Here is a 24329-nt window from a genome sequence, read left to right on the forward strand (position 1 = left end):
CCCCCGCGAGCCACGCTAGCGGGGGTGAGGTGTCCTCGTTCCCAGGGCGCTACCAGATGCCGTAGGGGCGGCGGCGGACGCGCCACTCGATCGGCAGCACGAGCCGCGAGAAGAGCCGCCAGCGGCGCGCGTCGAGCAGCAGCAGGTGGCTCGGCACGTGGTCGGTGATCGGTCCGAAGAGCAGCTTGAAGCGGCCGGGGCCGTACAGCTGCTCGCTCGGGTCGTCCGCCTTCCACGACGGCGGCGTCGCGTACGCGTCGTAGATCCTGCGACCGTCGTGCTCCTTGAACCACTGCATCGCGGTCCAGCGGATGAGGTGCGCGCCGCCGCGGATCGCGCGGTCGGGCACCGACCCGCCGTCCTTCGCGAGGGCATAGCGGCCGTAGCCGATCATGAACGACGACGCCTGGGGGCCCTCGTGCGCCCCGTCGTAGCCGAACCACAGGTGCCCCTGGCCGCGGTCGCGCAGCTCGGTCCAGAGCCTGCGGTAGTAGCGGTACGGCTTCATGCCGGCGACGCCCTTGCCGCCGGAGACGGTCTGCATGAGGCGGTACATCGTCTCGAGGTTGTCGTCGGTCGGCTCGACCTTCTCGACGCGGTACCCGTCCCGCGACGCCTTGCGGATGTGGTTGCGCAGGTTCTTCGAGAAGCCGGCGAAGATGGCGTCCGTCTCCGGCTCGAGGTCGACGAGCACCGTGTGCTGGTTCTGCTGCATGCGGTCGGAGGCGATCCAGCCGGCGTCCGCGAGGATGCCGCGCACCTCGGGCTCGTCGACGACGAACGGCTCGATGCGCACGGCGTACAGGCGGGGCACGGTCCGCGCGAACGCGCGCAGCGCCTCGGTGAACGCCGGCACGGCCTCGATCGGCAGGCTCGGACCCTGCGGCAGGTACCACTGGCGGCCCACGATCGAGCGGTGCTCGAGCGCGAGCATCGCGATCGCGCCGTCGACGCCCGGCGCACCCTCGAGCATGAGGTGGAGGGGATGCAGGCCGTCTTCGTGGCGCTTGAGCGCCGCGTAGGCCTCGCCCTGCGCCCACTGCCCGCCGTCGGGATTCGCCTGCACGAGCGCGTCCCAGTCGGCGACCTCCGCCGCCGTCGCCGTCCTCAGCGTCGCCACGGCATCCGCTCCCATCACCACAGTCCCGTGTACCGGCGCTTCGCGCGCCACTCGATCGGCCGCACGTAGCGGTCCCACAGCCGCTGCCTGCCGGGCTTCAGCTCGAGGTCGAACGAGGGCACGAAGTCGGCGATCGGCGCGAACTGGGTCTTGAAGCGCGCGAGCGAGTGCATGAAGTGCGTCTCGTCGTCCTTGCGCCATGACGGCGGCGCGCCCATCATGTCGAAGCCCTCGAAGCCCCGCTCGGCGTAGTGGCGCATGCGGGTCCAGCGGCCCAGGTGGGCGCCGCCGTTGATGCGCCGGTCGGGCCTCGATCCCTCGTCCTTGTCGATGACGTCGCGGCCGAACGGGATCGTGAACGTGATGGTCTGGGGGCCGTCGCCGCCGTCCTCGCCGACCCACCAGTCGGCCATGCCGTGGTCGGTGAAGGCCTTCCACACCGTGCGGTAGTACTCCTCGCCGCGCATGCCGGCGAGACCGCGACCGCCCGAGATCGTCTGCATGCGCGCCCACATCTGGTCCATGAGCGCCGGCGTGGGCTCGACGCGCTCGACCGTGTAGCCCTCGCGCTCGGCGTGGCGGATGTTCTTGCGCGCCGCCTTCGAGAAGCTCGCGAAGAGCGCGTCCGGGCCCTGCGCGAGGTCCGCGATCACCGTGTGCGTGTGGATCTGCACGTCGTCGGCCTCCACGAGCCCGGCGTCGCGCAGCAGCGCCATGTGCTCGTCGGTGCGTCGCAGGCGCGGCTCGAGCTTCACCGACACGAGGTCGCGGCGGTGCCGCTCGACGTAGGCGCGCGTCGCCGCCACGATCGAGTCGAGGCGCGGATGCCACGGGCCCGACGGCACGTACCAGAAGCGGCCGACGACGCCGTGCCGCTCGAGCACGAGCGCGCGCACCGGCTCGTCGCCGTCGTAGACCATGTGGTGGGTGCGGAAGCCGTCCCACCGCTTGACCTCGGCGAACGCGAGCGTCTGGGTGAACTGCCCGCCGTCGGGGTTCTGCGCCACGAGCGCGTCCCAGTCGGCGATCTCGGCCGCCGTCGCCTCGCGCAGCTCGTGCACCGTCTCCCCCGTCATCGCAGCGTGTCCGGTCCCGGCCGCAGCCGCCACTCGATCCTGCGCAGGCCATGCTCCCAGAGTCGGTGCCGCACGGGATGCAGCACGAGGTCGAACGAGGGCAGGTGGCTCGTCACGGGCCCGAAGCGCGTCTTGAACTGGCCGAGCCCGTGGAACGGATGCTCGGGATCGTCGAGTCGATCCGCCGGCGGCGTGCCCGCGAGGTCGAAGGCGGTGCAGCCCCGCGCGATGGCGTCCTGCATCGCCGTGTAGAGCAGCAGGGGCGCGCCGCCCGCGATGCGCCGATCCGGGCGGGATCCGCCGTCCTTGTAGACGGCGGTGCGCCCCGAGAAGGTCACGAAGATCCCCGCCTGCGGCTCGTCGCCGTCGTCGTCGAAGCCGAGGTAGAGCTGCCCCGTGCCGTGGTCGGCGAACGCCTGCCAGAAGCGGTCGTAGTAGGCGCGCTCGCGCATGCCCTCCATGCCCTTGCCGCCCGCGACCGTCTGCATCATGGCGTGCATGCGGTCGCGCGTCTCGGGCGTGACGTCGACCCGCTCGACGCGATAGCCGTCGCGCTCCGCCTTGCGGATGTGGCGCCTGGTCGACTGCGAGAACGACGCGAGCAGCGCCTCCGCACCCTGCGCGAGGTCGAGCACGACCGTGTGCGTCTGCACCTGCATGTCGCGGCTCGGCTCGAGGCCCATCGCCGTCAGGCGCGCGACGAGCGCGTCCGTGCGCTCGAGCCGCGGCTCGATCTTCACGACGAGCAGGCCCGGCTGCGCGCGCGCGTAGGCCCGCAGCGCCGCGACGATGCCCTCGAGGTCGTCGCCCGTGGGACCGAGCGGCACGTACCAGTAGCGTCCGAGCCACACGCGGCCCTCGAGCGCGAGCACGTGGATGGTCTGCGGACCCTCGATCACGAGGAAGCGCGGCTCGAGGCCGTCGCCGCGCTTGACCTCGGCGAACGCCGCCGACTGCACCATGTGCCCGCCGTCCGGGTTCCGGGCGATGAGATCGTCCCAGTCGCCGATCTCGTCGCGAGTGGCGGCACGCACGGTGAAGGGGCCCGACATTGCGCCAAGCCTACGCGAGCGGCGGCGGGGGCGGCGCCTCGTCCGCGACCGCTCGATCGCGGGCGAGCGGTCCCGTCGGCTCGCCGCGGAGCTCGCGCACGAGCAGCATGCCGCCCACCGTCGCGGCGGGCGTGCACAGCACGGCGCCGCCGGGCACGAGGAAGAGCAGGTAGACGGCGAGGCCGAAGCCGCGCGCGACGTCGGGCGCGGCGTCGAGCAGCCTGCGCCGCTCGTCGAGGCTCAGCCCGCGCGCGTCGGCGGGCATGCCCGAGAGCTCGACCGCGAGCGCGCGCGATCCCACGAGCGCCCCGCCGACCCAGCCGAGGATCGTGCCGACGCCCGGGATGAGGCCGAGCAGCACGACGACGAGGCCCGTGAGGATCGCGACGCCCGCCAGGCGCAGGCCGTCGTCGATGCCCTTGGCGATCGACTGGCCGATCGAGAGCTCGACCTCGTCGCGGATGCCGCCGAGCTCGTCCTCCGCGCGCCGCCAGATGCGCTCGTAGAACGGGGCGCCGACGAGCAGCGTCACGGCGGCGAACAGCAGCACCCCGAGCACGCCGGCGCCCGCGACGATCGCGATCGCGAGCACGACCCGCGTCACGTCGGGCCAGGGATCCGCCCAGCCGTCGGCGAACGGCGTGAGCGCGGTCGCGAGCGAGAGGGCGTTGAGGCCGAGCACGACGAGGCCGACGACGAAGGCGACGCCGACGACGATCGGCGGCACCATGCCGAGGATCGCCAGGCGCGGGTTGCGCCAGCTGAGGCGCAGCCCTGCGGCGAGGATCGACATGCCGTGGAGGAGGGATCGGATGCGTCGCACGCGCACATCCTCCCCGACGCATCCTGCAACCGCCTGGAGCATCGTCGCGGCGCGCGCCGCCTAGGCTCGGAGGCGTGAGCGATCCGCGGCCCCGGCACACCGCCGCCGTGCTCGCCGCGGCCGTGCTGTGGGGCACGACCGGCACCGTCGCGCACTTCGCACCCGAGGGCTCGTCGCCGCTGCTCATCGGCATGGCGACGTTCGGGTTCGGCGGCCTCGTGCTCGCCGTCATCTCGTGGCGCGCCGTGGCGCGGGTGCTGCGCGACCGGCGCGCGTGGGGCTGGCTGCTCGCTGGCGGCGCCGGCGCCGTGCTCTACCCCACCGCGTACTACCCGGCGATGGACCTCGCGGGCGTCGCGGTCGGCAACGTGCTCGCGCTCGGCTCGGGTCCGATCTTCGCGGCGGCGCTCGAGTGGGCGCTCGATCGACGCAGGCCCACGGTGCGCTGGGGCATCGCCACGGCGATCGCCGCGGTCGGCGTCGCTGCGCTCGCGGTCGCATCCGGCGAGTCGACGACGGGGACGAACCCCATCGCCGGCATTCTCCTCGCGCTGGCCGCGGGCGTCGGCTACGCGCTCTACTCGTACTCGGGTGCGCGCCTCATCGCCGGCGGCCGATCGTCGCAGGGGTCGATGGCGGCCGTCTTCCTCGTGGGCAGCGCCGTCATGCTGCCGCTCTTCCTGCTGCTCGGCCCGGGGCCGCTCGCCTCCGGCCACGGCGCCCTCACCGTCGCGTACCTCGCGCTCGTGCCGATGGCGGCGTCGTATCTGCTGTTCGGCTTCGCGCTGCGCGCCCTCACCGCCTCGACGGCGACGACGCTCGCGCTCGCCGAGCCGGTCGTCGCGACGCTGCTCGCGGTCGTCGTGGTGCAGGAGCGCCTCTCGGCCCTCGCGTGGGCGGGCCTCGCGGCGGTCGCGGTCGGCATCGTGCTCGTGAGCGTGCCCGCGCGCGGGCTCGGCGCGCTGCGCGCCCGGATGCGCGTGCGGTAGGGAACGCCTTCGGACGGCCTCGCGCTCGCGTCAAGCCCCTCGCCCCACCCGTCGTCGAGCGCGAGCGTGGGAGCATGCCGAACCCCAGCATCAAGGACGAGGAGCTCTACCGCGAGCTGCGTGAGGACGGCGCGAGCGCCGAGAAGGCCGCGCGCATCGCGAACGCGGCCGCACGCGACGGACGGAAGGCCGTCGGGCGTCGCGGCGGCACGGCCGAGGACCTCGAGGATCGCACGGTCCCCGAGCTCAGGGCGCGCGCGAAGGAGCTCGGCATCACGGGCTACTCCGGGCTGCGCAAGCAGCAGCTCGTCGACCGCATCCGCTCGCACTGATCGCGCCCGCGCGTCGCGCGACCGGCTGCGCATGCGCGTGCAGGATGAGCGAATGGACGACGACGTGCCCGGCGACGGCCGCGACGAGACCGCGAACGAGCGGCTCGACCGCAACTGGCAGGACATCCTGCAGGAGCTGCGCGTGGCCCTCACGGGCACGCAGCTGATCTCGGGCTTCCTGCTCGCCGTCGCCTTCCAGTCGCGGTTCGAGGACCTCACGCCCGAGCTCGTCGTGCACTACCTCGTGCTCGTGGGGCTCGCGGCGCTCGCGACCCTCCTCGGCCTCGCACCGGTCGCGGTGCACCGGCTGCTGTTCCGCAGGCGCGTGAAGGCCGCGACCGTGCGCCTGGGCAACCGGCTCCTGCTCGCCACGCTCGTCGTCGTGACGCTGCTCGTGATCGGCGTCGCGGCGTTCGTGTTCGAGTTCGTCGCGGGCGCGGTCGCGGGGCTCGTCGCCGCGGCGGTGGCGGCGCTCGTCGCCTGCGGCATGTGGGCGCTCGGCATCGGCGCGCGCCTGCGGGCGCGCTCCGACTAGCCCGCCGCCGGCTCCTCGGCGGCCTGCGCCGCGTGCACGCCGCGATCGCGGGGCATCGCGATGGCCGCGACGAGCACGAGCACCGCGAGCACGGCCGTGCCGACGAAGACGACCTGCGAGGCGGAGACGATCGTCGCGGGGTCGCTCGCGTCGCCACCCGCGGCATCCACCGTCGCGTTCGCCAGCGCGCCGAGCACGGCGGCGCCGATCGCCTGGCCGATCGAGCGCGAGAACATCTGGGCACCCGTGACGACGCCGCGCTCGGACCAGTCGACGCTCGCCTGCGCGGCGACGACGCTCGGCACGGCGGTGAATCCGAACCCGAGCCCGACGAGGAGGCACAGCGCCCCGACGATCCACGGCGACGGAGCTCCTGCGAGCGCGGCGAGCGTCACCGCGCCGACGACGAGGATGACGCCGCCCACGATGGTCGTGGCGCGGAAGCCGATGCGCAGGTACAGGCGGCCGGACAACGAGGCGGCGATCGGCCATCCGATCGTCAGGGTCGCGAGCGCGAGGCCGGCCCAGATCGGCGCGAGGCCGATCGAGCCCTCGAGGTAGGTCGGCACGTAGGCGGTGAGGCCGATGAGGCCGCCGCCGATCGCGAGGCCCATGAGCGCCGTCGTGCGCAGCAGCGGTCGTGTGAGCAGCATCGGCGGGAGGATCGGCTCCGCGGCGCGGCGCTCGACGACGACGAAGAGCGCGAGCAGCACGGCGCCGACGCCGAGGACGGCGATCGAGATCGGCGACGCCCACGCCCATGCGCGCCCGCCCTCGAGCACGCCGAGGATGAGCAGGGAAAGCGAGCCGGTGAGCAGCAGCGCTCCCAGCCAGTCGAGCCGATGCGTCGTGCGCTCCACGCGCTCCTGGAAGCGCGTGATCACGAGCCACCCCGCGAGGATGCACAGCGGCACGTTGACGAGGAAGATCCAGCGCCACGCGTCGAGCTGGGCGAAGATCCCGCCGAGGGTGGGGCCCACCACCGCCGAGATCGCCCACACGGACGCGAGGTAGCCCTGGACGCGAGCCCGCTCCTCGAGCGTGTAGACGTCGCCGACGATCGTCATCGACACCGGCAGGATCGCGCCGGCGCCGATGCCCTGCACCGCCCGGAAGGCGATGAGCGAGGGCATGTCCCACGCGACGCCGCACAGCAGCGAGCCCACGAGGAACGCCCCGATGCCGAAGAGCATGACCGGCTTGCGACCGATCGTGTCGGCGAGCTTCGCGTAGATCGGCGTCGTCACCGACGACGTGAGCAGGTAGATCGAGAACAGCCACGGGAACGACGCGAAGCCGCCGAGGTCGTCGACGATCGTCGGCACGGCCGTCGACAGGATCGTCGCATCGATGGCGACGAGGCCCGTCGAGAGCATCATCGCGAGCAGCAGCGGCCCGCGCTCGGATCGGAGGCCGACGGCGGAGGCGGCAGGGGCGCTGGAGGTGCTCATCGCGAGGGCGAACCCGCGGCGGTCGGCGCGCATTCCGCAGGTGCGGCGTGGCGGGCGGGGTGCGGCAGGGATGCGAGCACGCGCGGCTCGAGCAGCCCCACGTCGACCGCCAGGGCGATGGCCGGCGCGACGCGCTCGACGAGCGCGTCGACGTGCGCGGCCGAGGCCGCCGCGATCCGCGCGCGGCGGCGCGCCTCGTGCGCGTCGACCGACGCGCGCGTCATGGGCCAGGACGCGGACGTCCACTGCACGGCGTCGTGCGGGCGTCCGCGCAGCCGTGCCGCGAGACGCACGACGCACGGGGGCGCCGCGGCGACCGCGAGCGCGGCGAGCGCGACCGCCCACGGCGCACGCGCCTGCACGAGGTAGGCCGAGTACGGGGTCGCGGCGGCGACGACCCCGCTCGCCGCGCCTGCCGCGAGGGCGAGGATCGCCCACGCCGTCGTCGTCGGCGCCGATCGGACCCCACCGGCGCGCTCGAGCACGTCGGCGGCCGCGACGAGCGCTGCGGCGAGCCCGAGCAGCGCGAGCGTCGCCGCGGGCGCTGCGACGTCGGTGGCGTCGGCCGCGACCGCCCTCCACGCGCCGAGCGCCCACGTCGCCGCGGCGATCGCGGAGGACGCGACGACCAGCAGCACGGTGCGGCCGTATGCGCGCACGATCGGCAGCGGGGCGTCGTCCTCGAGCACGGGCACGCGCGCCGCGGCGACGAGGTCGACGAGCATGCCCGCCTCCCACGGCACGTGTCGACGCGACCGCCGTCCCGAGACGGCCTGCACGATGCGCCGTACGAGCCTGCCGCCGTGCGCGCCACCGTCGAGCACCGCCGTGACGGCGCCGATCGGCAGCGACGGGCGCAGCACGACCGGCGCGTCGGGGGCGAGCGCGCAGCGCGCCGCGAGGTGCGCGTCGAGCCGCAGGCGTCGCACGTCGATGCGCGCGACCGCATCCCACGCCCGCGTCGAGAGGATGCCGCGCTCGATCAGACGCGCCGTCCATGCCCGCATGGCCTCGACGAGCTCGCGGCCCTCCGCGGCGTCGAGCGAGCGGATGCTGTCGTCGAAGCGCGCGGCGAGCGCGCGCAGGCGCACGCTCGGGGTGGCGAGCACGACCCCGAGCGACGGCTCGGCCGCCGAGCGCCCGAGCAGCTGCGGCGCGACTGCCACGACGACGGCGCAGACGCCGACGACCCCTGCGAGGCACTGCAGCAGGAGGCCGGCGGCGACGGCGGGCGAGAAGGCCTGGAGCTCGCCGGCGCGCAGCACGACGATCGCGAACGTCGCCGCCCACAGCATGAGCGACACGAGGCCCGCTGCGAGCTCGAGCGGCGCGAGCGCGCGCAGGGCTCCGCCGCGCTCCCTGCCCGCCTCGCCGGTCGCGAGCACCGTGCTCGCGACGACGAGCGCGGACAGGCCGGCGACGAGCGCGCAGGCGCCGAGGTCGTCGCGCAGCGTCTCGCCGTCGGTCGCGACGAGCCAGACGGGCGCGCCGACCGTGCCGATGACGGCCGCCATCGCGAGCGCGACGCCCGCGACGCGCCCTGCGAGCCCGAGGCGCCGGCCGGCGGCGCGCGCACGGCCCTCCAGGCGCGCGATGCGGCCGAGCGTGGTGCCCGCGACCGCGAACGCGCCGACGAGGGCCTCCTGCGCTCGGCGCAGCTCGGCATCGGACCGGGTGAGCACGAGCGTCGCGAGCGCGTCGCGCAGCGCCTGGTCGGACAGGGACGCGCGGGGGTCGACGTCGAGCACGGCGATCGTGGCGCTCGCGGCGCCCAGCCCGGGATGCGCGGGGGCGTCGGGTGCGCGCACGGCGCCCGCGTCCTGGGCGCCGTCGTCGTGGCGCGACCAGCGACGCTCGAGGGCGCTCGCGGCGTCGGCATCGCGCCGATCCGCCGTCATGGGGCGCTCCCCTCGTCCAGGGCTCACGATCCCACGCTCCGCGCTCCGCTGCCAAGGGGTCGCGGGTGCGGCGGATCAGGCGTCGTCGGCGTCGCGCGCGTCCGCCTCCCTCGACCAGCTCGCGCGGCGGGCGGCGGTGGCGACGGAGTTCAGCACCGCCGCGTCGAGCCTGCCGAGGTCGACCGCGAGGCGGAGCGCGGGCTCGAGCTCGTCGGCGACCTCGTCGAGCAGCGCGTCCTGCACGAGGGCTCGACGCCGGCGATCCGCCTCCACCTGCGCGGCGCGTGCACGCGAGAGGGGCCACTCGGCGGATCCCGGATGCACCGCGTCGTGCCGTCGACCGCCGAGCGCCTCCGCGACGCGCCACCCACCGGCCGCGAGCGCGACGAGCGCGACGACCGCGAGCATCGCGACGTCCCCGGCGCGAAGGCCGCGGAGGTAGGGCGAGGACGCGCCCGCTCCGGCGACGAGGGAGGCGGCGATCCCCGCGCACGCCGCCGTTGCAATCCACCCGAGCGTCGTCGGGCGCGCGCGCAGGGATCCGACGCGCTCGCGCACGTCGACGAGCGCGAGCAGCACCGCGGCGATCCATGCGAAGGCGACGGCGGCGGACGGCGACGTCGGCTCGCGGAACGCCGCTGCCTCGGGCAGCCATGCGAGCGTCGCGGCGAGGCTGCCGAGCGCCGTGCCCCAGCCCGCGAGGACGACGGTCGGCCACAGGCGCGAGAGCGCGATGGCGAGTCTGCGATCGCGAGCCAGGATGGGCACGCGCGCCGCGGCGACGAGGTCGACGAGCACGGCTGCGTCGAAGGGCAGGCCGACGGCGAGCCGCTCCCCCGCCACCTCGCGCACGACGCGGCGCACGAGCCCAGCCGAGCGCGGCCGGCCGCCGATGACGGCGGCGACGACCGGCACCGGGAGGTGCGGCCGGAGCACGACCTCGACCGACGGGTCGTGCGCGAGCCGCGCGGCGAGCGCGGCGTCGAGCGCGACGCCGGTCGGACCCACGCGCAGCATCGCCGCTCGCGCGCCCGCATCGACGGTGCCGGATGCGACGAGCCGGTCGGTCTGCGACGCCACCGCGGAGCGCAGCGCCGTCCAGTCGCCCGCATCCAGCGCCGCCAGGCGCCCTCGGAACGTGCGCTCGAGCGCGACGATCGCCTGCTCGGGCGGCGCCGTGCGCGCGCTCGGCGCGTGCGCCGCGGGCTCGAGCACGATCGGCCCACGCCGCAGCACGATCAGCAGCACGACCCAGGCGACGAGCGCGGCCGCGTGCACCGCGAGCCCGGCGACGATGCCGGGCTGCCACGCCGAGAGGGACGACGTGCGGACGACGAGCACGACGATCGGCACGAGCATCCAGACGAGGAGGCCGACCATGAGCAGCACCCCGCCCGCGCCGACGCCCGGCCGGCCGGCCGGTGCCGCCGTCGGCCGCCTCGGCTCGATGGTGAGCGAGAGCGGCAGCCCGACGAGCACGAACGCGCCCGCGCCCGTGAGCAGCGCGGTCGCCTCCAGCTCGCCGCGCAGGTCGACGTCCCGCCGCGCCGAGACCCAGATGGGGGCGCAGAGGACCACGAGCGCTGCGGCGAATCCCACGAGACCCGCGACCGGAGGCCATCCGCGCCATCGCAGCACCCGCCGCGCGACCGCGAGCGCCCGCAGCAGCGCCGTCCGCGGCGAGCGCTCGACGCGCAGCGACGCGGCGAGGGCGGCCTGGGACGCGCGCACCTCGGCGTCGAGATCGTCCAGTCCGAGCGTGGCGAGGGAGCCGAGCAGCTCCTGCGGGCTCGGCTCGCCCTCCACGCGCAGCGAGCCCACCTCGACGGGCGAGCCGTCGACCTCGACGAGCAGCCGTCGCACGGGCGGCGGCGGCCCCACGGGCTCGGGCGGCGTCGCAACCCGCGTCCGGGCACGAGGACGACGCCAGCGCTCCGACCCGTCGTCGACCCGCGACGCCGCCTCGGCGGAGCGGCCGCGGTCGTGGTCGCGCCACGATCGCCGTCGCCGCTGCGCCATGCCGCCCCTCTCGTCGCCCGCCATGCTCGCATCCGAGCGTCGCGGCAACCTGAGCACCGCATCCCTCGAGGCCTTGTCGAAGGTTCGACGCCGGTGCAGCATGGCTGCATGCGCGCCATGTGGAAGGGATCCATCGCCTTCGGGCTCGTCAACGTCCCCGTGAAGCTCTACTCGGCGACCGAGACCCACGACGTGCGGCTGCATCAGGTGCACGACGAGGACGGCGGCCGCATCCGGTATCAGCGCAAGTGCGAGGTGTGCGGCGAGGTCGTGCCGTACGAGCACATCGACAAGGCGTACGAGGAGGACGGCAAGACGGTCGTGCTGCGCGACGAGGACCTGAAGTCGCTGCCCGTCGAGCGCTCGCGCGAGATCGAGGTCGTGCAGTTCGTGCCGTCGAAGCAGATCGACCCCATCCGACTCGAGAAGTCGTACTACCTCGAGCCCACGGGCTCCGCGCTCAAGGCGTACACGCTGCTGCGACGCGTGCTCGACGAGACCGCCCGCACCGCGATCGTGCGCATCTCGATCCGCCAGCGCCAGCGCCTCGCCGTGCTGCGCGTGCACGACGACGTGCTCATGGTGCAGACGATGCTGTGGGACGACGAGATCCGCGCCGCCGAGTTCGCCTCGCTCGACGAGCGTCCGCGCATCGCCGCGAAGGAGCTCGACCTCGCGAAGGCGATCGTCAAGGAGCTCTCGGGCGACTTCGCGCCGGAGGAGTACGAGGACGACTACCAGGTGCAGCTGCGGCAGCTCGTCGACGCGAAGCTCGAGCAGGGCGATGCGATCGACACGGCCGCGACGTTCGGCGAGGAGGCCGAGGAGGCCGAGGTGCTCGACCTCATGGAGGCGCTGCAGCGGTCCGTCGAGCGCCGCAAGGGCGCGAAGGCCGACGCGAAGGGCGCGAAGGGCTCGGGCTCGAAGCGCTCGAAGTCGGCCTGAGGAGTCGCGCGTGGCCGAGCAGAGCGTGCGCGTCGGTGGTCGCACGCTCGGCGTGTCGAACCTCGACAAGGTGCTCTACCCCGACGCAGGCACGACGAAGGCCGACGTCATCGCGTACCTGCAGGAGGTCGCGCCCGTCATGCTGCCGCACGTGCGCGACCGCCCCGTGACCCGCAAGCGCTGGGTGCACGGCGTCGGCACGGCCGAGGACCCCGGCGAGGTCTTCTTCGTGAAGGCGCTCGAGCAGGGTGCGCCCTCGTGGATCCCCCGCCGACCCATCGAGCACAAGGAGGGGCCGAAGGAGTACCCGCTCGTCGAGGACGCCGCGACGCTCGCATGGCTCGCGCAGATGGCGGCGCTCGAGCTGCACGTGCCGCAGTGGCGCTTCGGTCCGGACGGCGCGCGCCGCGATCCCGACCGGCTCGTGCTCGACCTCGACCCCGGCGAGGGCGCCGGGCTGGCGCAGTGCCAGGAGGTGGCGTTGCTCGCGCGCGACCTGCTCGAGGACATGGGGCTGCGGCCGCTGCCCGTCACGAGCGGCTCGAAGGGCATCCACCTCTACGCGCGCATCGACGGCCTGGATGCGGAGCAGGCGTCCGCGCTCGCGAAGGCGATCGCCGTGTCGCTCGAGGAGCTGCATCCCGATCTCGTCGTCTCGTCGCAGCGCAAGGCGAGCCGTGTCGGCAAGGTGCTCGTCGACTGGAGCCAGAACTCCGGCGCCAAGACGACCGTCGCGCCCTACTCGCTGCGCGGACGCCCGACGCCGACCGTCGCGGCACCGCGCACGTGGCGCGAGATCGAGTCGGACGGGCTCGCGCAGCTCACCTACCGCGAGGTGCTCGAGCGCGTCGCCCGCGACGGCGACCTCCTCGCGCCCCTCGCGCCACCGCCCATGGTCGACCGTCTCGCCGTGTACCGCCAGAAGCGCTCCGCCGACCGCACCCCGGAGCCCGTGCCCGACGAGGCGCCGCAGCCGACGTACGGCCGTTCCTTCGTGATCCACGAGCATCACGCCTCGAGCCTCCACTGGGACCTCCGGCTCGAGCACGACGGCGTGCTCATGTCGTGGGCGATCCCGAAGGGCATCCCGACCTCCGGCGAGAAGGATCGGCTCGCGGTGCGCACCGAGGACCATCCGCTCGAGTACGGCCGCTTCGAGGGCGTGATCCCGAAGGGAGAGTACGGCGCGGGCGAGATCCGCATCTGGGATGCCGGCGACTACACCGTGAAGGACTGGGATCCGGGCCTGAAGGCCGTCACGCTGCACGGGCGACCCGACGGCGGCCTCGGCGGCTCGCCCGTGCGGATCGCGCTCGTGCAGACCGACGGCGACCAGTGGCTGTGCCACCGCATGCGGCTGCCGACGGCGTCGGCAGAGCGATCGCAGCGCTCGCGCGGTGCTGCCGTGCCGCGCACGCCGTCGCCGATGCTCGCGTCGACGCGCTCGCTCGCCGACGTCGGCGACGGATGGGTGTTCGAGCCGAAGTGGGACGGATGGCGCGCGCTCGTGACCGTCGACGGCGACGACGTGCGGCTGCGGTCGCGGTCCGGCCAGTCGCTCACGGACGGGTTCTCGGAGCTGCTCGCGCCCATCCGGCAGGCGGTGACCGCGGAGCGCGCCATCGTCGACGGTGAGCTCGTCGCAGGCGCTGGCGGCGGCGACTTCTCCTCGCTGCAGGGCCGGCTTGGCGACCCTCGCGCGCGTGGGCGCGCCGTCGACCGCGGCGAGCCCGTGGCCCTCGTGCTCTTCGACGCGCTCGAGGTCGACGGACGCTCGCTCCTGCGCCTGCCGCTCGCCGAGCGGCGCGAGGAGCTCGAGCGCATCGTCGTGCCCTCCGATCGCGTCGCGATCACCGAGCAGCTCTCGGGGTCGGCGGCGGCGATCGTCGAGGCGTCGCAGCGGCTCGGCATCGAGGGGCTCGTGGCCAAGCGCCTGTCGTCGACGTATCAGCCGGGCGCGCGCAGCGACGACTGGCGCAAGGTCGTGCACGTGCGCACGCACGAGGTCGCGGTCGTCGGATGGCTGCCCGGCGAGGGCTCGCTCGGCCGCACCTTCGGCTCGCTCGTGCTGGCGGCGCCGGACGCGGACGGGCGGCTGCGCTACGCCGGCCGCGTCGGCACGGGCTTCTCGGCCCGCGATCGCGCGACGATCCGCGAGCGGCTGCCCGACCAGACGCGCGCCTCCCGCGCCGTCGACGACGTGCCGCCCGACGTCGCGAGGGCGATGACGTGGATGCGCGCCGCCGTCGGCGAGGTGCGCTTCACTGCGGTGACGGAGGCGGGCGCATTCCGCCAGCCCGTGTGGCGCGGCCTGCGCCCCGACAAGTCGCTCGACGACCTGACCCCGCTCCCCGATCGCTGAGCCGCGGCGTGAGGAGCAACCCGGCCGCGAATGGCGATCTCCCAGCTCCTCCCCACCGCTCCTTGCGGTGCGCCCTTCGAGACGCTCGCTGCGCTCGCTCCTCAGGACCCGCGCAGCGAGCCTCGAAAGGAGCACCGACCCTCACACCCCGGCCACCCGCCTGACCCGTGCCGTCTCTCCCAACCGCTCCTTGAGGTGCGAGCGCACCGAGCCTCGAAAGGAGCACCGACCCTCCCACCCCGGCCACCCGACTGACCCGCGCCACCTCCCCGCACCGCACCTTGAAGTGGACCCTTCGAGACGCGCGCTGCGCTCGCTCCGACCGTCCCGTGCCGCTCCCCTGAACCGCTCCTTGAGGTGCGAGCGCAGCGAGCCTCGAAAGGAGCACCGACCCTCCCACTCCGGCCACCCGACTGACCCGCGCCACCTCCCCGAACCGCTCCTCGAGGTGGACCCTTCGAGACGCGCGCTGCGCTCGCTCCGACCGTCCCGTGCCGCTCCCCCGAACCGCTCCTTGAGGTGCGAGCGCAGCGAGCCTCGAAAGGAGCACCGACCCTCCCGAACCGGCCATCCGCGCCGGGGGTTCCGTGTCGGTGGTCGCTGGCAGAGTCGGGTCATGGCGCAGGAGATCGACGGCACGGCACCGGGTCCTGACCCTGCCGCGCTGGCCGCGATCGAGGCGAACGCCCTCTCCCAGCTCGCCGCGCTCCGCTTCGGCAGGCAGGCGCTCGAAGCCTACGAGCTGCGGCTCCTCGCGTCCCTCGGGCATCTCGCGCTCGAGCGTGCCGGGGGTGGGTCGAGCGAGCGGTCGGCGATGGAGCTGCGATCCATCGCCGCCGAGATCGGCGTCCAGGCGCGCGTGTCGGATCGCACGGTCGAGCGGCAGATCGGCGATGCGATGCACCTGGTCGACACGTGGCCGCTCGTGCTCGACGCGTTCGCCGACGGACGCATCAGCCGCGGCCATGTGCGCGCGATCACGGAGGCAGGCTCGGTCCTCTCGTCTTCCGACGTGACCGCGGAGCAGCGCGCCGCCTACGAGGAGCGGATGGTCGCCCTCGCCGAGACGACCACGCCCGCCCGCGTCGCGAAGGCTGCCCGGAAGGCTGCGGATGCGCAACTGGCCGAGCCGCTCGTCGACCGCCACCGCGCCGCCCGCGACGACAGACGCGTGACCATCGAACCCGCCGACGACGGGATGGCGTGGATCGGCGCCTACGTCCCCGCAGTCCTCGCGCACGGCATCGACCACCGCCTCCGCGCCGGCGCCCGCACCAAGCCCAAGGACGACCCGCGCACCATCGACCAATGGCGCGCCGACGCATTCTGCGAGCTCCTCCTCACCGGCAGCGGCGCGCCGGATGGCGCCACCCAGAGCGTCGGCGCCGACGATGCGACCGAGCATGCAGGTCTGCTCTCGACGGTCCGTCCGGTCGTGCAGGTCACGATCCCCGTCACGACCCTCACCGGGCACGACGACGCACCCGCCACGCTCGACGGCGTCCAGCCCATCGACGCGGAGACCGCCCGCATCCTCGCCGTCGTCGCCGCGACCTGGGAGCGACTGCTCACCGACCCGATCCGCGGCACCGTCGTCGAGGTCGACACCTACCAGCCCACCGCCGCCCAACGCCGGCTGCTCATCGCCCGCGACCAGCACTGCCGATTCCCCGGCTGCGCATCCCACGCACGCACCGCCGACGTCGACCACACCATCGCCTGGGACCACGGCGGCACCACCAGCCTGAGCAACCTCGCCCACCTCTGCAGACGCCGCCACACCCTCAAGCACGCCACCGCCTGGACCGTCCACCAACCACGACCCGGCCACCTCCACTGGCGATCACCGCTGGGCGAGGACTACGTCGACCGACCACCAGCGACCGGACCCACCTTCACCGACGCATCCGAGTCGACCGCTGCCATCGCAGCAGCCGACGCATGGGGTCCACCGACCGCCGCGACGGACGCCGGCTCCGGCTTCCAGCAGCCGACCTTCCAGCGGTCGCCGAGTCCGCTTCCTCTCGGCTCCCGAGCCCTGCGGCTCCCGGACTGGTCGCAGCCCGAGCTCGCGCGCGCGACGAACGGCCCCGACGACCCGCCGCACGGCCCGCCGACCGTGCTGCGGGCACCGCTCCGTCGCATGGATACCCTCGCTGCATGGACTCGAGCGCGCCCGCATCGCCGCCGCCCGACCATCGCCTTCGTCGCCTCGGCCGAGCGTACTTCGGCGTGCAGGCACTCGCCGGCGCCGCGTGGTGGATCGCCGTGTTCGTGGTCCCCGGCGTGCGCGAGGCGACGCTCGGCGACCTACCGCCCGTGCTCGTCGCCGCGTTCGACATCCCGTTGTTCGTCGCAGCATCGGCGATCGCCGCCGCCGGCATCCGATGGGCGGCGTGGCTCGTGACGGCGTGGACGCTGCTCGTCGCGGTCGGCATGGCCGGCTACGCGACCGTCACGCAGCTCGCGGGCATCGGCGCCGTGCTCATGCTCGCAGCTGCAGCGGCCAGCGTCGCTGCGGCATGCCTCGTGCTGCTCGGCCGCGTCCCGAGCGAGCTCGTCGTGCGCGGCCCGTTCGCCTTCGCCGTCGCCCCCGTCGCGGCGGCGCGCGCCAACGGCGCCCGCACCGCGGGGCAGATCGTCGTGTTCTGGGGCACCTTCCTCATCGTGCTCCCGATCCTCATCGCGCTCGTCGAGGCTCGATGGCAGCTGCGCGTCGAGCCACCGCCCATCGTGCAGGCGGCGGGCATCCTGCTCTTCGTCGCTGCGAGCGTCCTCGGGATCGCGTCGGCGCGCGCGATGGTCACGTACGGCGAGGGCACGCCGCTGCCGTCGGCGCAGCCGCGCAGGCTCGTCGTCGCGGGCCCGTACCGGTGGGTGCGGAACCCCATGGCGATCGCCGGCATCGTGCAGGGCATCGCCGTGGGGCTCGCGATCGGCTCGTGGATGGTCGTCGTGTGGGCCGCTGCCGGCTCGCTCGTGTGGAACCACGTCGTGCGGCCCGAGGAGGAGGCGGATCTGCTCGCGCGCTTCGGAGCCGACTACGCCGCCTACCGCGATCGCGTGCGCTGCTGGGTCCCCGGCCACCCCCTTCCCCCGGGTCACGAGCGGGCGTAGCGTCCACAGGAGCACGAAGGAGGTCGCCATGACCGAGAAGTCCGTCGACGAGATGGGGCGGCTGGTGAGCGGCGTGCAGTCCGCGTCGCCGCTGCCCGACACCGAGTGGATCCACGACGATCCGATCACGCACGAGCGCCCGGCGCCGACGCCGGACGCGACGGCGGAGGACGAGTCGCAGCTCTAGCGGACCGTCTCAGGCGCGCGCTGCCGCGAGCAGCGCAGGCAGCTCGCGGTTGATGCGGGCCGCCCACCCGGGGCCCTCGTACACGAACGCCGAGTAGCCCTGCACGAGCGTCGCGCCGGCCGCCAGGCGCTCAGCCACGTGCTCGGCGGTGGTGACGCCGCCGACCGAGATGACGCACACGTCGCGAGGCAGCACCCGTCGGAGCACGCGGAGCACCTCGAGCGACCTCGCTCGCAGCGGGGCGCCGGAGAGCCCGCCGGCGCCCGCGGCCTCCACGAGCGCGGCGTCGGACACGAGGCCGTCGCGCGCGATCGTGGTGTTCGTCGCGATGACGCCCGCGAGGCCGAGGCGCTGCACGAGCGTCGCGACCCCCTCGATCGCCTCGTCGTCGAGGTCGGGAGCGATCTTCACGAGCACCGGCGTCGCGCCCGCGGCGTCGCGGACGGCCTCGAGCAGCGGGGCGAGACGCTCCTCGTCCTGCAGCCCGCGCAGCCCCGGCGTATTGGGCGAGGAGACGTTGACGGCGAGGTAGTCGGCGAGCGGCGCGAGCAGGCGCGTCGAGACGAGGTAGTCGTCGATGGCGTCGTCGACGTCGACGACGCGGCTCTTGCCGATGTTGACGCCGATCACGGGACGGGACCGCGCGCGACGCGCAGCGCGCAGCCGCTCGGCCGCGGCCTCGGCGCCGGCGTTGTTGAAGCCCATCCGGTTGACGAGGGCCGCGTCGGCGACGAGGCGGAAGAGCCGCGGACGATCGTTGCCGGGCTGCGGGATGGCGGTGACGGTGCCGACCTCGACGTGCCCGAAGCCGAGCGCGCCGAGCCCCGCGATCATCGACGCGTCCTTGTCGAAGCCCGCGGCGAGGCCGAACGGGGTCGGGAACTCGCGCCCGAGGGCACGGACGCGGAGGGACGGATCCGTCCGCACGCCCGGCCGCACCCGGCCCGCGGCCCGCACGACGATCGCGCCAAGGTGATGCGCACGCTCGGCGTCGATGCGCGTGAGCACGTGGTCGTACAGCGCGCCGTACAGGCTCATGCGTCCGCCCGCTGCACGCCGTGGTCGCGGCGCAGCCCCTCGATCGCCGACTCGAAGTCCTCGAGCGACTCGAACGCCTGGTAGACGCTCGCGAAGCGCAGGTACGCGACCTCGTCGAGCTCCCGCAGCGGCGGCAGCACGGCGAGGCCGATGTCGTTCGCGTCGATCTGGCTCACGCCCGTCGCGCGGATGGCCTCCTCGACGCTCTGCGCGACCGTCGCGAGGTCCGCGTCCGTCACCGGTCGGCCCTGGCACGCCTTGCGCACGCCCTCGATCACCTTGTCGCGACTGAAGGGCTCGACGACGCCCGAGCGCTTCACGACGAGGAGGCTCGCCGACTCCGTCGTCGTGAAGCGTCGCTCGCAGCGCGGGCACTGCCGACGGCGACGGATCGAGAGCCCATCGTCCGACGAGCGCGTGTCGACGACGCGGGAGTCGGGATGGCGGCAGAAGGGGCAGTGCATGTCAGAGCCTCGCTCGGATCGCCTCGGCATGCGCGGGCAGGTCCTCGCTCTCGGCGAGCGCGACGACCGCGTCCGCGACGCCGCGCAGGCCCTCGAGGTCGTAGCGCACGACCTGCTGCGGACGCAGGAACGTCGCGGCGCCGAGCCCCGAGACCCGAGCCGCCTGACCGCCCGTGGGCAGCACGTGGTTGGAGCCCGCGGCGTAGTCGCCGAGGCTCACGGGCGTCGCGGGTCCGACGAAGATCGCGCCGGCGTTGCGGATGCGCCGGGTCACGGCGTCGTCGTCGGCCGTCATGATCTCGAGGTGCTCGGGCGCGTAGGCGTCCGAGACCGCGATCGCCTGGTCGACGTCGGCGACGATGATGGTCGCCGACTGCTCGGCGGTCAGCGAGACGCGCACGCGCCCCGCGTGGGGCGTCGCCGCCACGCGCACCTCGAGGGCGGCGTCGACCGCATCCGCGAGCGCGACGGAGTCGGTGACGAGGACGGCGGCGGCGAGCTCGTCGTGCTCCGCCTGGCTCACGAGGTCGGCGGCGACGAGGTCGGCGTCGGCCGTGGCGTCGGCGATGACGAGGATCTCGGTCGGCCCGGCCTCGGAGTCGACGCGCACGTGCCCGCCGACGACGCGCTTCGCCGCGGCGACGAAGACGTTGCCGGGCCCCGTGACCACGTCGACGGCGTCGACGACGCCGGGCACGCCGTAGGCGAGCGCGCCGATCGCGCCCGCACCGCCGGCCGCGAGCACCTCGTCGACGCCGAGCAGCGCCGCCGCCGCGAGGATCGTCGGGTGCGGCAGCCCGTCGTGGTCGGCCTGCGGCGGCGAGGCGAGCACGATGCGCTCGACGCCCGCGACCTGGGCGGCCACGACGTTCATCACGACGCTCGACGGGTAGACGGCCTTGCCTCCTGGCACGTAGACGCCGGCGCGGGCGACCGGCATCCACCGCTGCTCGACGACCGCGCCGGCGGCGAGCGTCGTCGACGCGGGCGGGGGCACCTGCGCGGCCGTCGCGAGGCGCACGCGCGCGATGGCGGTCTCGAGCGCCGCGCGCACCGCAGGGTCGAGCGCGGCGAGGGCCGCATCGAGCGCGGCCTGCGGCACGCGCAGCGCAGCGGGGCGCACGGCATCGAAGCGCTCGGCCTGCGCGAGCAGGGCCTCGGCACCCTCGGCGCGCACGGCCTCGATCAGCGTGCGAGCGGCATCGAGCGCGCGGTCGACGTCGTGCGCCGCACGGGGCAGCTCGGGGAGGTCGGCGCGCGCGGACAGATCGAGGCGTCGCAGCATGCATCCAGGGTATTGCGCCGACGATGCTCCCTCGAACCGGGTGGCATCCGCTCGCCTTCCGGTCGCCGGCGTCAGACGAGCGCCGACGGGCCGAGCAGGCTCTTCAGCTCGCCGAAGAGCGCCGAGGAGATCTGCACCTGATGCTGCAGTCGGAACACGCGCGCCGCGCCCGGCCGCTCGAGGCGCATCCGCACCTCCGTCGGCCCCTGGTGGCGCTCGAGCACGGCCCGCAGGTCGCGCGTGACGGCGAGCGTCGCGCGGCGCTCCATGAGCCGCAGCTCGAGCGGCTTCGACTCGTCGACCGGCAGCAGGTCGGGGAACTCGAGGTGGTTCGCGTGCAGCGTGAAGCCCTCGTCGCGCGTGCGGAAGCGCCCCTTGACCACGGCGATGCGATCGGCGGCCATGTCGTGCTGGAAGGCGGTGTACGTCTTGCCGAGCACCATGACGTCGACCTCGCCGCCGAAGTCCTCGATCGTGAGGATGCCGTAGGGATTGCCCGACTGCCGAGCGACGCGATGCTGCGCCGTCGTGATGAGGCCCGCGATCGTCACGGTGTCGCCGTCCTCGCAGTCGTCGGCGAGCGTCTGGATCTGGTGGCTCGCGTGCTTCGCGAGCTCGAGGTCGAGGCCGGCGAGGGGATGGTCGGAGACGTAGAGGCCCAGCATCTCGCGCTCGAAGGCCAGCTTGTCGCGCTTGACCCACTCGGGCCGCTCGGGCACCTTCTGCTGATGCTCGGGCTCGTCCCACAGTGCGTCGAAGTCGAAGCCGACGGCACCGAACTCCTCGCGCTTCTTGTCGGTGACGGCCTGGTCGACCGCGGCCTCGTGCACCTCGAGCAGCGCCCGCCGCGTCGATCCCATCGAGTCGAAGGCGCCCGCCTTGATGAGCGACTCGACCGTGCGCTTGTTCGCGGCCGCGACCGGCACCTTCTTCAGGTAGTCGTGGAACGACTCGTACGGCTCCGGCGACCGCGCCGCGACGATGGCGTCGACGACGTTCGCGCCGACGTTCCGCACGGCGCCGAGGCCGAAGCGGATGTCGTCGCCGACGGCCGTGAAGCGCAGCGACGAGGCGTTGACGTCCGGCGGCAGCACCGTGATGCCCATGCGACGGCACTCCGAGAGGTAGAGCGCCATCTTGTCCTTCGAGTCGCCGACGCTCGTGAGCAGCGCGGCCATGTACTCGGGCGCGTAGTGCGCCTTGAGGTACGCCGTCCAGTACGAGATGACGCCGTACGCCGCGGAGTGCGCCTTGTTGAAGGCGTAGTCCGAGAACGGCAGCAGGATCTCCCACAGCTTCTCGACCGCCGACATCGAGTAGCCGCGGTCGAGCATGCCCTGCGAGAAGCCGGCGAACTGCTTGTCGAGCTCCGCCTTCTTCTTCTTGCCCATCGCGCGGCGCAGGATGTCGGCCTCGCCGAGCGTGAAGCCGGCGACCTTCTGCGCGATCGCCATCACCTGCTCCTGGTAGATGATGAGGCCGTACGACTCCTCGAGGATCTCCGCGAGCGGCTCGGCGAGCTCGGGATGGATCGGCGTGATCGCCTGCTGACCGTTCTTGCGCAGCGCGTAGTTCGTGTGCGAGTTCGCGCCCATGGGGCCGGGGCGGTAGAGCGCGATGAGGGCGGAGATGTCCTCGAAGGAGTCCGGCCGCATGAGGCGCATGAGCGAGCGCAGCGGCCCGCCGTCGAGCTGGAAGACGCCGAGGGAGTCGCCGCGTGCGAGCAGGTCGTACGCGCCGCGGTCGTCGAGCGGCAGCGTCTCGAGGTCGAGCGTCTCGCCGCGGTTGGCGACGATGTTGTCGAGCGCGTCCGAGATGATCGTGAGGTTGCGCAGCCCGAGGAAGTCCATCTTGATGAGGCCGAGGGCCTCGCAGGTCGGGTAGTCGAACTGCGTGATGATCGCGCCGTCCTGCTCCCGCTTCATGATGGGGATGATGTCGATGAGCGGGTCGGACGACATGATGACGCCGGCCGCGTGCACGCCCCACTGGCGCTTGAGGTTCTCGAGGCCGAGCGCGGTGTCGTAGACGGTGCGCGCGTCGGGATCCGCGTCGAGGATGGCGCGGAAGTCGCCCGCCTCCTTGTAGCGCGGGTGCTCGGGGTCGGTGATGCCCGAGAGCGGGATGTCCTTCGCCATGATCGGCGCGGGCATCGCCTTCGTGAGCCGCTCGCCGAGACCGAAGGGCTGCCCGAGCACGCGCGTGGCGTCCTTCAGGGCCTGCTTCGACTTGATCGTGCCGTACGTCACGATCTGCGCCACGCGCTCCGTGCCGTACTTCTCCGTCACGTAGCGGATCACCTCGCCGCGACGCCGATCGTCGAAGTCGACGTCGAAGTCGGGCATCGAGACGCGGTCCGGGTTCAGGAAGCGCTCGAAGATGAGGCCGTGCTCGAGCGGGTCGAGGTCGGTGATGCGCATGGCGTAGGCCGCCATCGAGCCTGCGCCCGAGCCGCGTCCGGGGCCGACGCGGATGCCGTTGTCCTTCGCCCAGTTGATGAAGTCGGCGACGACGAGGAAGTAGCCGGGGAAGCCCATCTGGGCGATGACGCCCATCTCGTAGTCGGCCTGGGCCTGCACCCGCTCGGGGATGCCCGCCGGGTACCGGCGCTCGAGGCCTGCGGCCACCTCGGCGCGGAACCACGACTCCTCCGTGTGCCCCTCGGGCACGGGGTAGCGCGGCATGTAGTTCGCCGAGGTGTCGAACCGCACGTCGGCGCGCTCGGCGATGAGCAGCGTGTTGTCGCACGCCTCCGGGTGGTCGCGGAAGATGTGCCGCATCTCGGCGGCCGACTTCAGGTAGTAGCCCTCGCCGTCGAACTTGAAGCGCTTCGGGTCGTGGAGCGTCGTGCCCGACTGCACGCACAGCAGCGCCGAGTGGGCCGTCGCGTCGGAGGCGTGCGTGTAGTGGAGGTCGTTCGTCGCGACGAGCGGCAGGTCGAGCTCCTTCGCCAGGCGCAGGAGATCGCCCATCGTGCGCCGCTCGACGTCGATGCCGTGGTCCATGACCTCGGCGAAGAAGCGCTCCTTGCCGAAGATGTCGCGGAACTCCGCCGCGGCGCGCCTCGCCTCGTCGTACTGGCCGAGCCTGAGGCGCGTCTGCACCTCGCCGCCGACGCAGCCCGTCGTGGCGATGATGCCCTCCGAGTACCGGGCGAGCAGCTCGCGATCGAGGCGCGGCTTGAAGTAGTAGCCCTCCATCGACGCGAGGGACGCCATGCGGAAGAGGTTGTGCATGCCCTCGGTCGTCTCCGCGAGCAGCGTCATGTGCGTGTACGAGCCGCCGCCCGACACGTCGTCGCCACCGGCGTCGTCGCCCCACTTGACGCGCGTGCGGTCGCTGCGATGCGTGCCGGGCGTGACGTACGCCTCCATGCCGATGATGGGCTTGATGCCCGCGGCCGTCGCCTTCGACCAGAAGTCGAACGCGCCGAACACGTTGCCGTGGTCGGTCATCGCGATGGCGGGCATGCCCTGCTCGACCGCCGCCTCGACGAGGGGGCCGACGTGCGCCGCGCCGTCGAGCATCGAGTACTCGGTGTGGACGTGGAGATGCGCGAACTGCTCGGCCATGGGACCTCCATGCTACGAGCGGCCACCGTCACGACACGACCCGACACGAGCCGCGATCGGCGGC

Annotated in this window: 19 protein-coding genes; 8 read left to right on the forward strand and 11 right to left on the reverse strand. The window is 73.7% G+C overall.

All coding sequences use genetic code 11. From position 1 onward, the window contains the following. Positions 1-49: 49 nt before the first annotated feature. The 4 genes from C1N71_RS08605 to C1N71_RS08620 are packed head-to-tail and all read right to left on the reverse strand — an operon-like array spanning position 50 to position 4071. Entirely contained in the window at positions 50-1120 is a 1071-nt protein-coding gene (locus C1N71_RS08605) for a lipid II:glycine glycyltransferase FemX (protein ID WP_175414160.1), read from the reverse strand. Positions 1121-1134: 14 nt separating this feature from the next. Beyond that, positions 1135-2196, reverse strand: coding sequence for a lipid II:glycine glycyltransferase FemX (locus C1N71_RS08610; RefSeq protein WP_137756015.1), 1062 nt, complete (start codon positions 2194-2196; stop codon positions 1135-1137). After that, a complete protein-coding gene (locus C1N71_RS08615) occupies positions 2193-3248 on the reverse strand; it encodes a lipid II:glycine glycyltransferase FemX (RefSeq protein WP_137756016.1) in 1056 nt (351 codons plus the stop codon). The genes C1N71_RS08610 and C1N71_RS08615 overlap by 4 nt, the downstream gene beginning before the upstream one ends. Before the next feature lie 10 nt (positions 3249-3258). After that, positions 3259-4071, reverse strand: coding sequence for an EI24 domain-containing protein (locus C1N71_RS08620; RefSeq protein WP_175414161.1), 813 nt, complete (start codon positions 4069-4071; stop codon positions 3259-3261). A gap of 74 nt (positions 4072-4145) precedes the next feature. On the opposite strand from C1N71_RS08620, the gene C1N71_RS08625 reads away from it, so the two are divergent. The 3 genes from C1N71_RS08625 to C1N71_RS08635 all read left to right on the forward strand — a co-directional run bounded on the left by C1N71_RS08625 (position 4146) and on the right by C1N71_RS08635 (position 5927). Further along, positions 4146-5060, forward strand: coding sequence for a DMT family transporter (locus tag C1N71_RS08625; RefSeq protein ID WP_137756018.1), 915 nt, complete (start codon positions 4146-4148; stop codon positions 5058-5060). Positions 5061-5134: 74 nt separating this feature from the next. Continuing rightward, a complete protein-coding gene (locus C1N71_RS08630) occupies positions 5135-5392 on the forward strand; it encodes a Rho termination factor N-terminal domain-containing protein (RefSeq protein ID WP_137756019.1) in 258 nt (85 codons plus the stop codon). Positions 5393-5444: 52 nt separating this feature from the next. Continuing rightward, complete coding sequence (locus C1N71_RS08635; protein ID WP_137756020.1) at positions 5445-5927, forward strand: DUF6328 family protein; 483 nt, start codon at positions 5445-5447, stop codon at positions 5925-5927. On the opposite strand, the gene C1N71_RS08640 is transcribed toward C1N71_RS08635, so the two are convergent. The 3 genes from C1N71_RS08640 to C1N71_RS08650 are packed head-to-tail and all read right to left on the reverse strand — an operon-like array spanning position 5924 to position 11319. Next, on the reverse strand, positions 5924-7378 hold the full coding sequence (locus C1N71_RS08640) for an MFS transporter (RefSeq protein WP_137756021.1): 1455 nt from the start codon (positions 7376-7378) through the stop codon (positions 5924-5926). The genes C1N71_RS08635 and C1N71_RS08640 overlap by 4 nt on opposite strands. Next, positions 7375-9303, reverse strand: coding sequence for a hypothetical protein (locus C1N71_RS08645; protein ID WP_137756022.1), 1929 nt, complete (start codon positions 9301-9303; stop codon positions 7375-7377). The genes C1N71_RS08640 and C1N71_RS08645 overlap by 4 nt, the downstream gene beginning before the upstream one ends. A 48-nt stretch (positions 9304-9351) precedes the next feature. Then, positions 9352-11319: a hypothetical protein gene (locus C1N71_RS08650; RefSeq protein WP_137756023.1), complete on the reverse strand. Its 1968-nt coding sequence runs from the start codon at positions 11317-11319 to the stop codon at positions 9352-9354. 84 nt (positions 11320-11403) lie between these two features. Here C1N71_RS08650 and ku point away from each other — a divergent pair, with 84 nt between their 5' ends. The 5 genes from ku (at position 11404) to C1N71_RS14985 (ending at position 17906) form a co-directional block, all read left to right on the forward strand. Next, complete coding sequence (gene ku / locus C1N71_RS08655; RefSeq protein ID WP_137756024.1) at positions 11404-12240, forward strand: non-homologous end joining protein Ku; 837 nt, start codon at positions 11404-11406, stop codon at positions 12238-12240. A 10-nt stretch (positions 12241-12250) separates the two neighbouring features. Further along, entirely contained in the window at positions 12251-14602 is a 2352-nt protein-coding gene (gene ligD / locus C1N71_RS08660) for a non-homologous end-joining DNA ligase (protein ID WP_254677954.1), read from the forward strand. Between the two features lie 616 nt (positions 14603-15218). Beyond that, positions 15219-17009, forward strand: coding sequence for an HNH endonuclease signature motif containing protein (locus tag C1N71_RS08665; protein WP_137756025.1), 1791 nt, complete (start codon positions 15219-15221; stop codon positions 17007-17009). Continuing rightward, positions 16949-17719 (forward strand): methyltransferase family protein, encoded by a 771-nt coding sequence (locus tag C1N71_RS08670; protein ID WP_175414026.1) that lies wholly within the window; start codon positions 16949-16951, stop codon positions 17717-17719. Before C1N71_RS08665 ends, C1N71_RS08670 begins: the two co-directional genes overlap by 61 nt. Before the next feature lie 28 nt (positions 17720-17747). Then, complete coding sequence (locus C1N71_RS14985; RefSeq protein WP_175414162.1) at positions 17748-17906, forward strand: hypothetical protein; 159 nt, start codon at positions 17748-17750, stop codon at positions 17904-17906. A gap of 9 nt (positions 17907-17915) precedes the next feature. On the opposite strand, the gene C1N71_RS08675 is transcribed toward C1N71_RS14985, so the two are convergent. From C1N71_RS08675 to dnaE, 4 genes are all read right to left on the reverse strand, one after another. Next, positions 17916-18938 (reverse strand): quinone-dependent dihydroorotate dehydrogenase, encoded by a 1023-nt coding sequence (locus tag C1N71_RS08675; RefSeq protein WP_137757277.1) that lies wholly within the window; start codon positions 18936-18938, stop codon positions 17916-17918. A gap of 2 nt (positions 18939-18940) precedes the next feature. After that, the gene (gene nrdR / locus C1N71_RS08680) at positions 18941-19408 is read right to left on the reverse strand and encodes a transcriptional regulator NrdR (RefSeq protein WP_137756027.1); all 468 of its coding nucleotides are present in this window, start codon (positions 19406-19408) and stop codon (positions 18941-18943) included. A gap of 1 nt (position 19409) precedes the next feature. Next, complete coding sequence (gene hisD, locus C1N71_RS08685; RefSeq protein ID WP_137756028.1) at positions 19410-20693, reverse strand: histidinol dehydrogenase; 1284 nt, start codon at positions 20691-20693, stop codon at positions 19410-19412. 71 nt (positions 20694-20764) lie between these two features. Then, a complete protein-coding gene (gene dnaE / locus C1N71_RS08690) occupies positions 20765-24265 on the reverse strand; it encodes a DNA polymerase III subunit alpha (protein ID WP_137756029.1) in 3501 nt (1166 codons plus the stop codon). Positions 24266-24329 lie beyond the last annotated feature (64 nt).

Origin of the sequence: Agrococcus sp. SGAir0287 (assembly GCF_005484985.1) — a bacterium.
Taxonomy (GTDB): domain Bacteria; phylum Actinomycetota; class Actinomycetes; order Actinomycetales; family Microbacteriaceae; genus Agrococcus.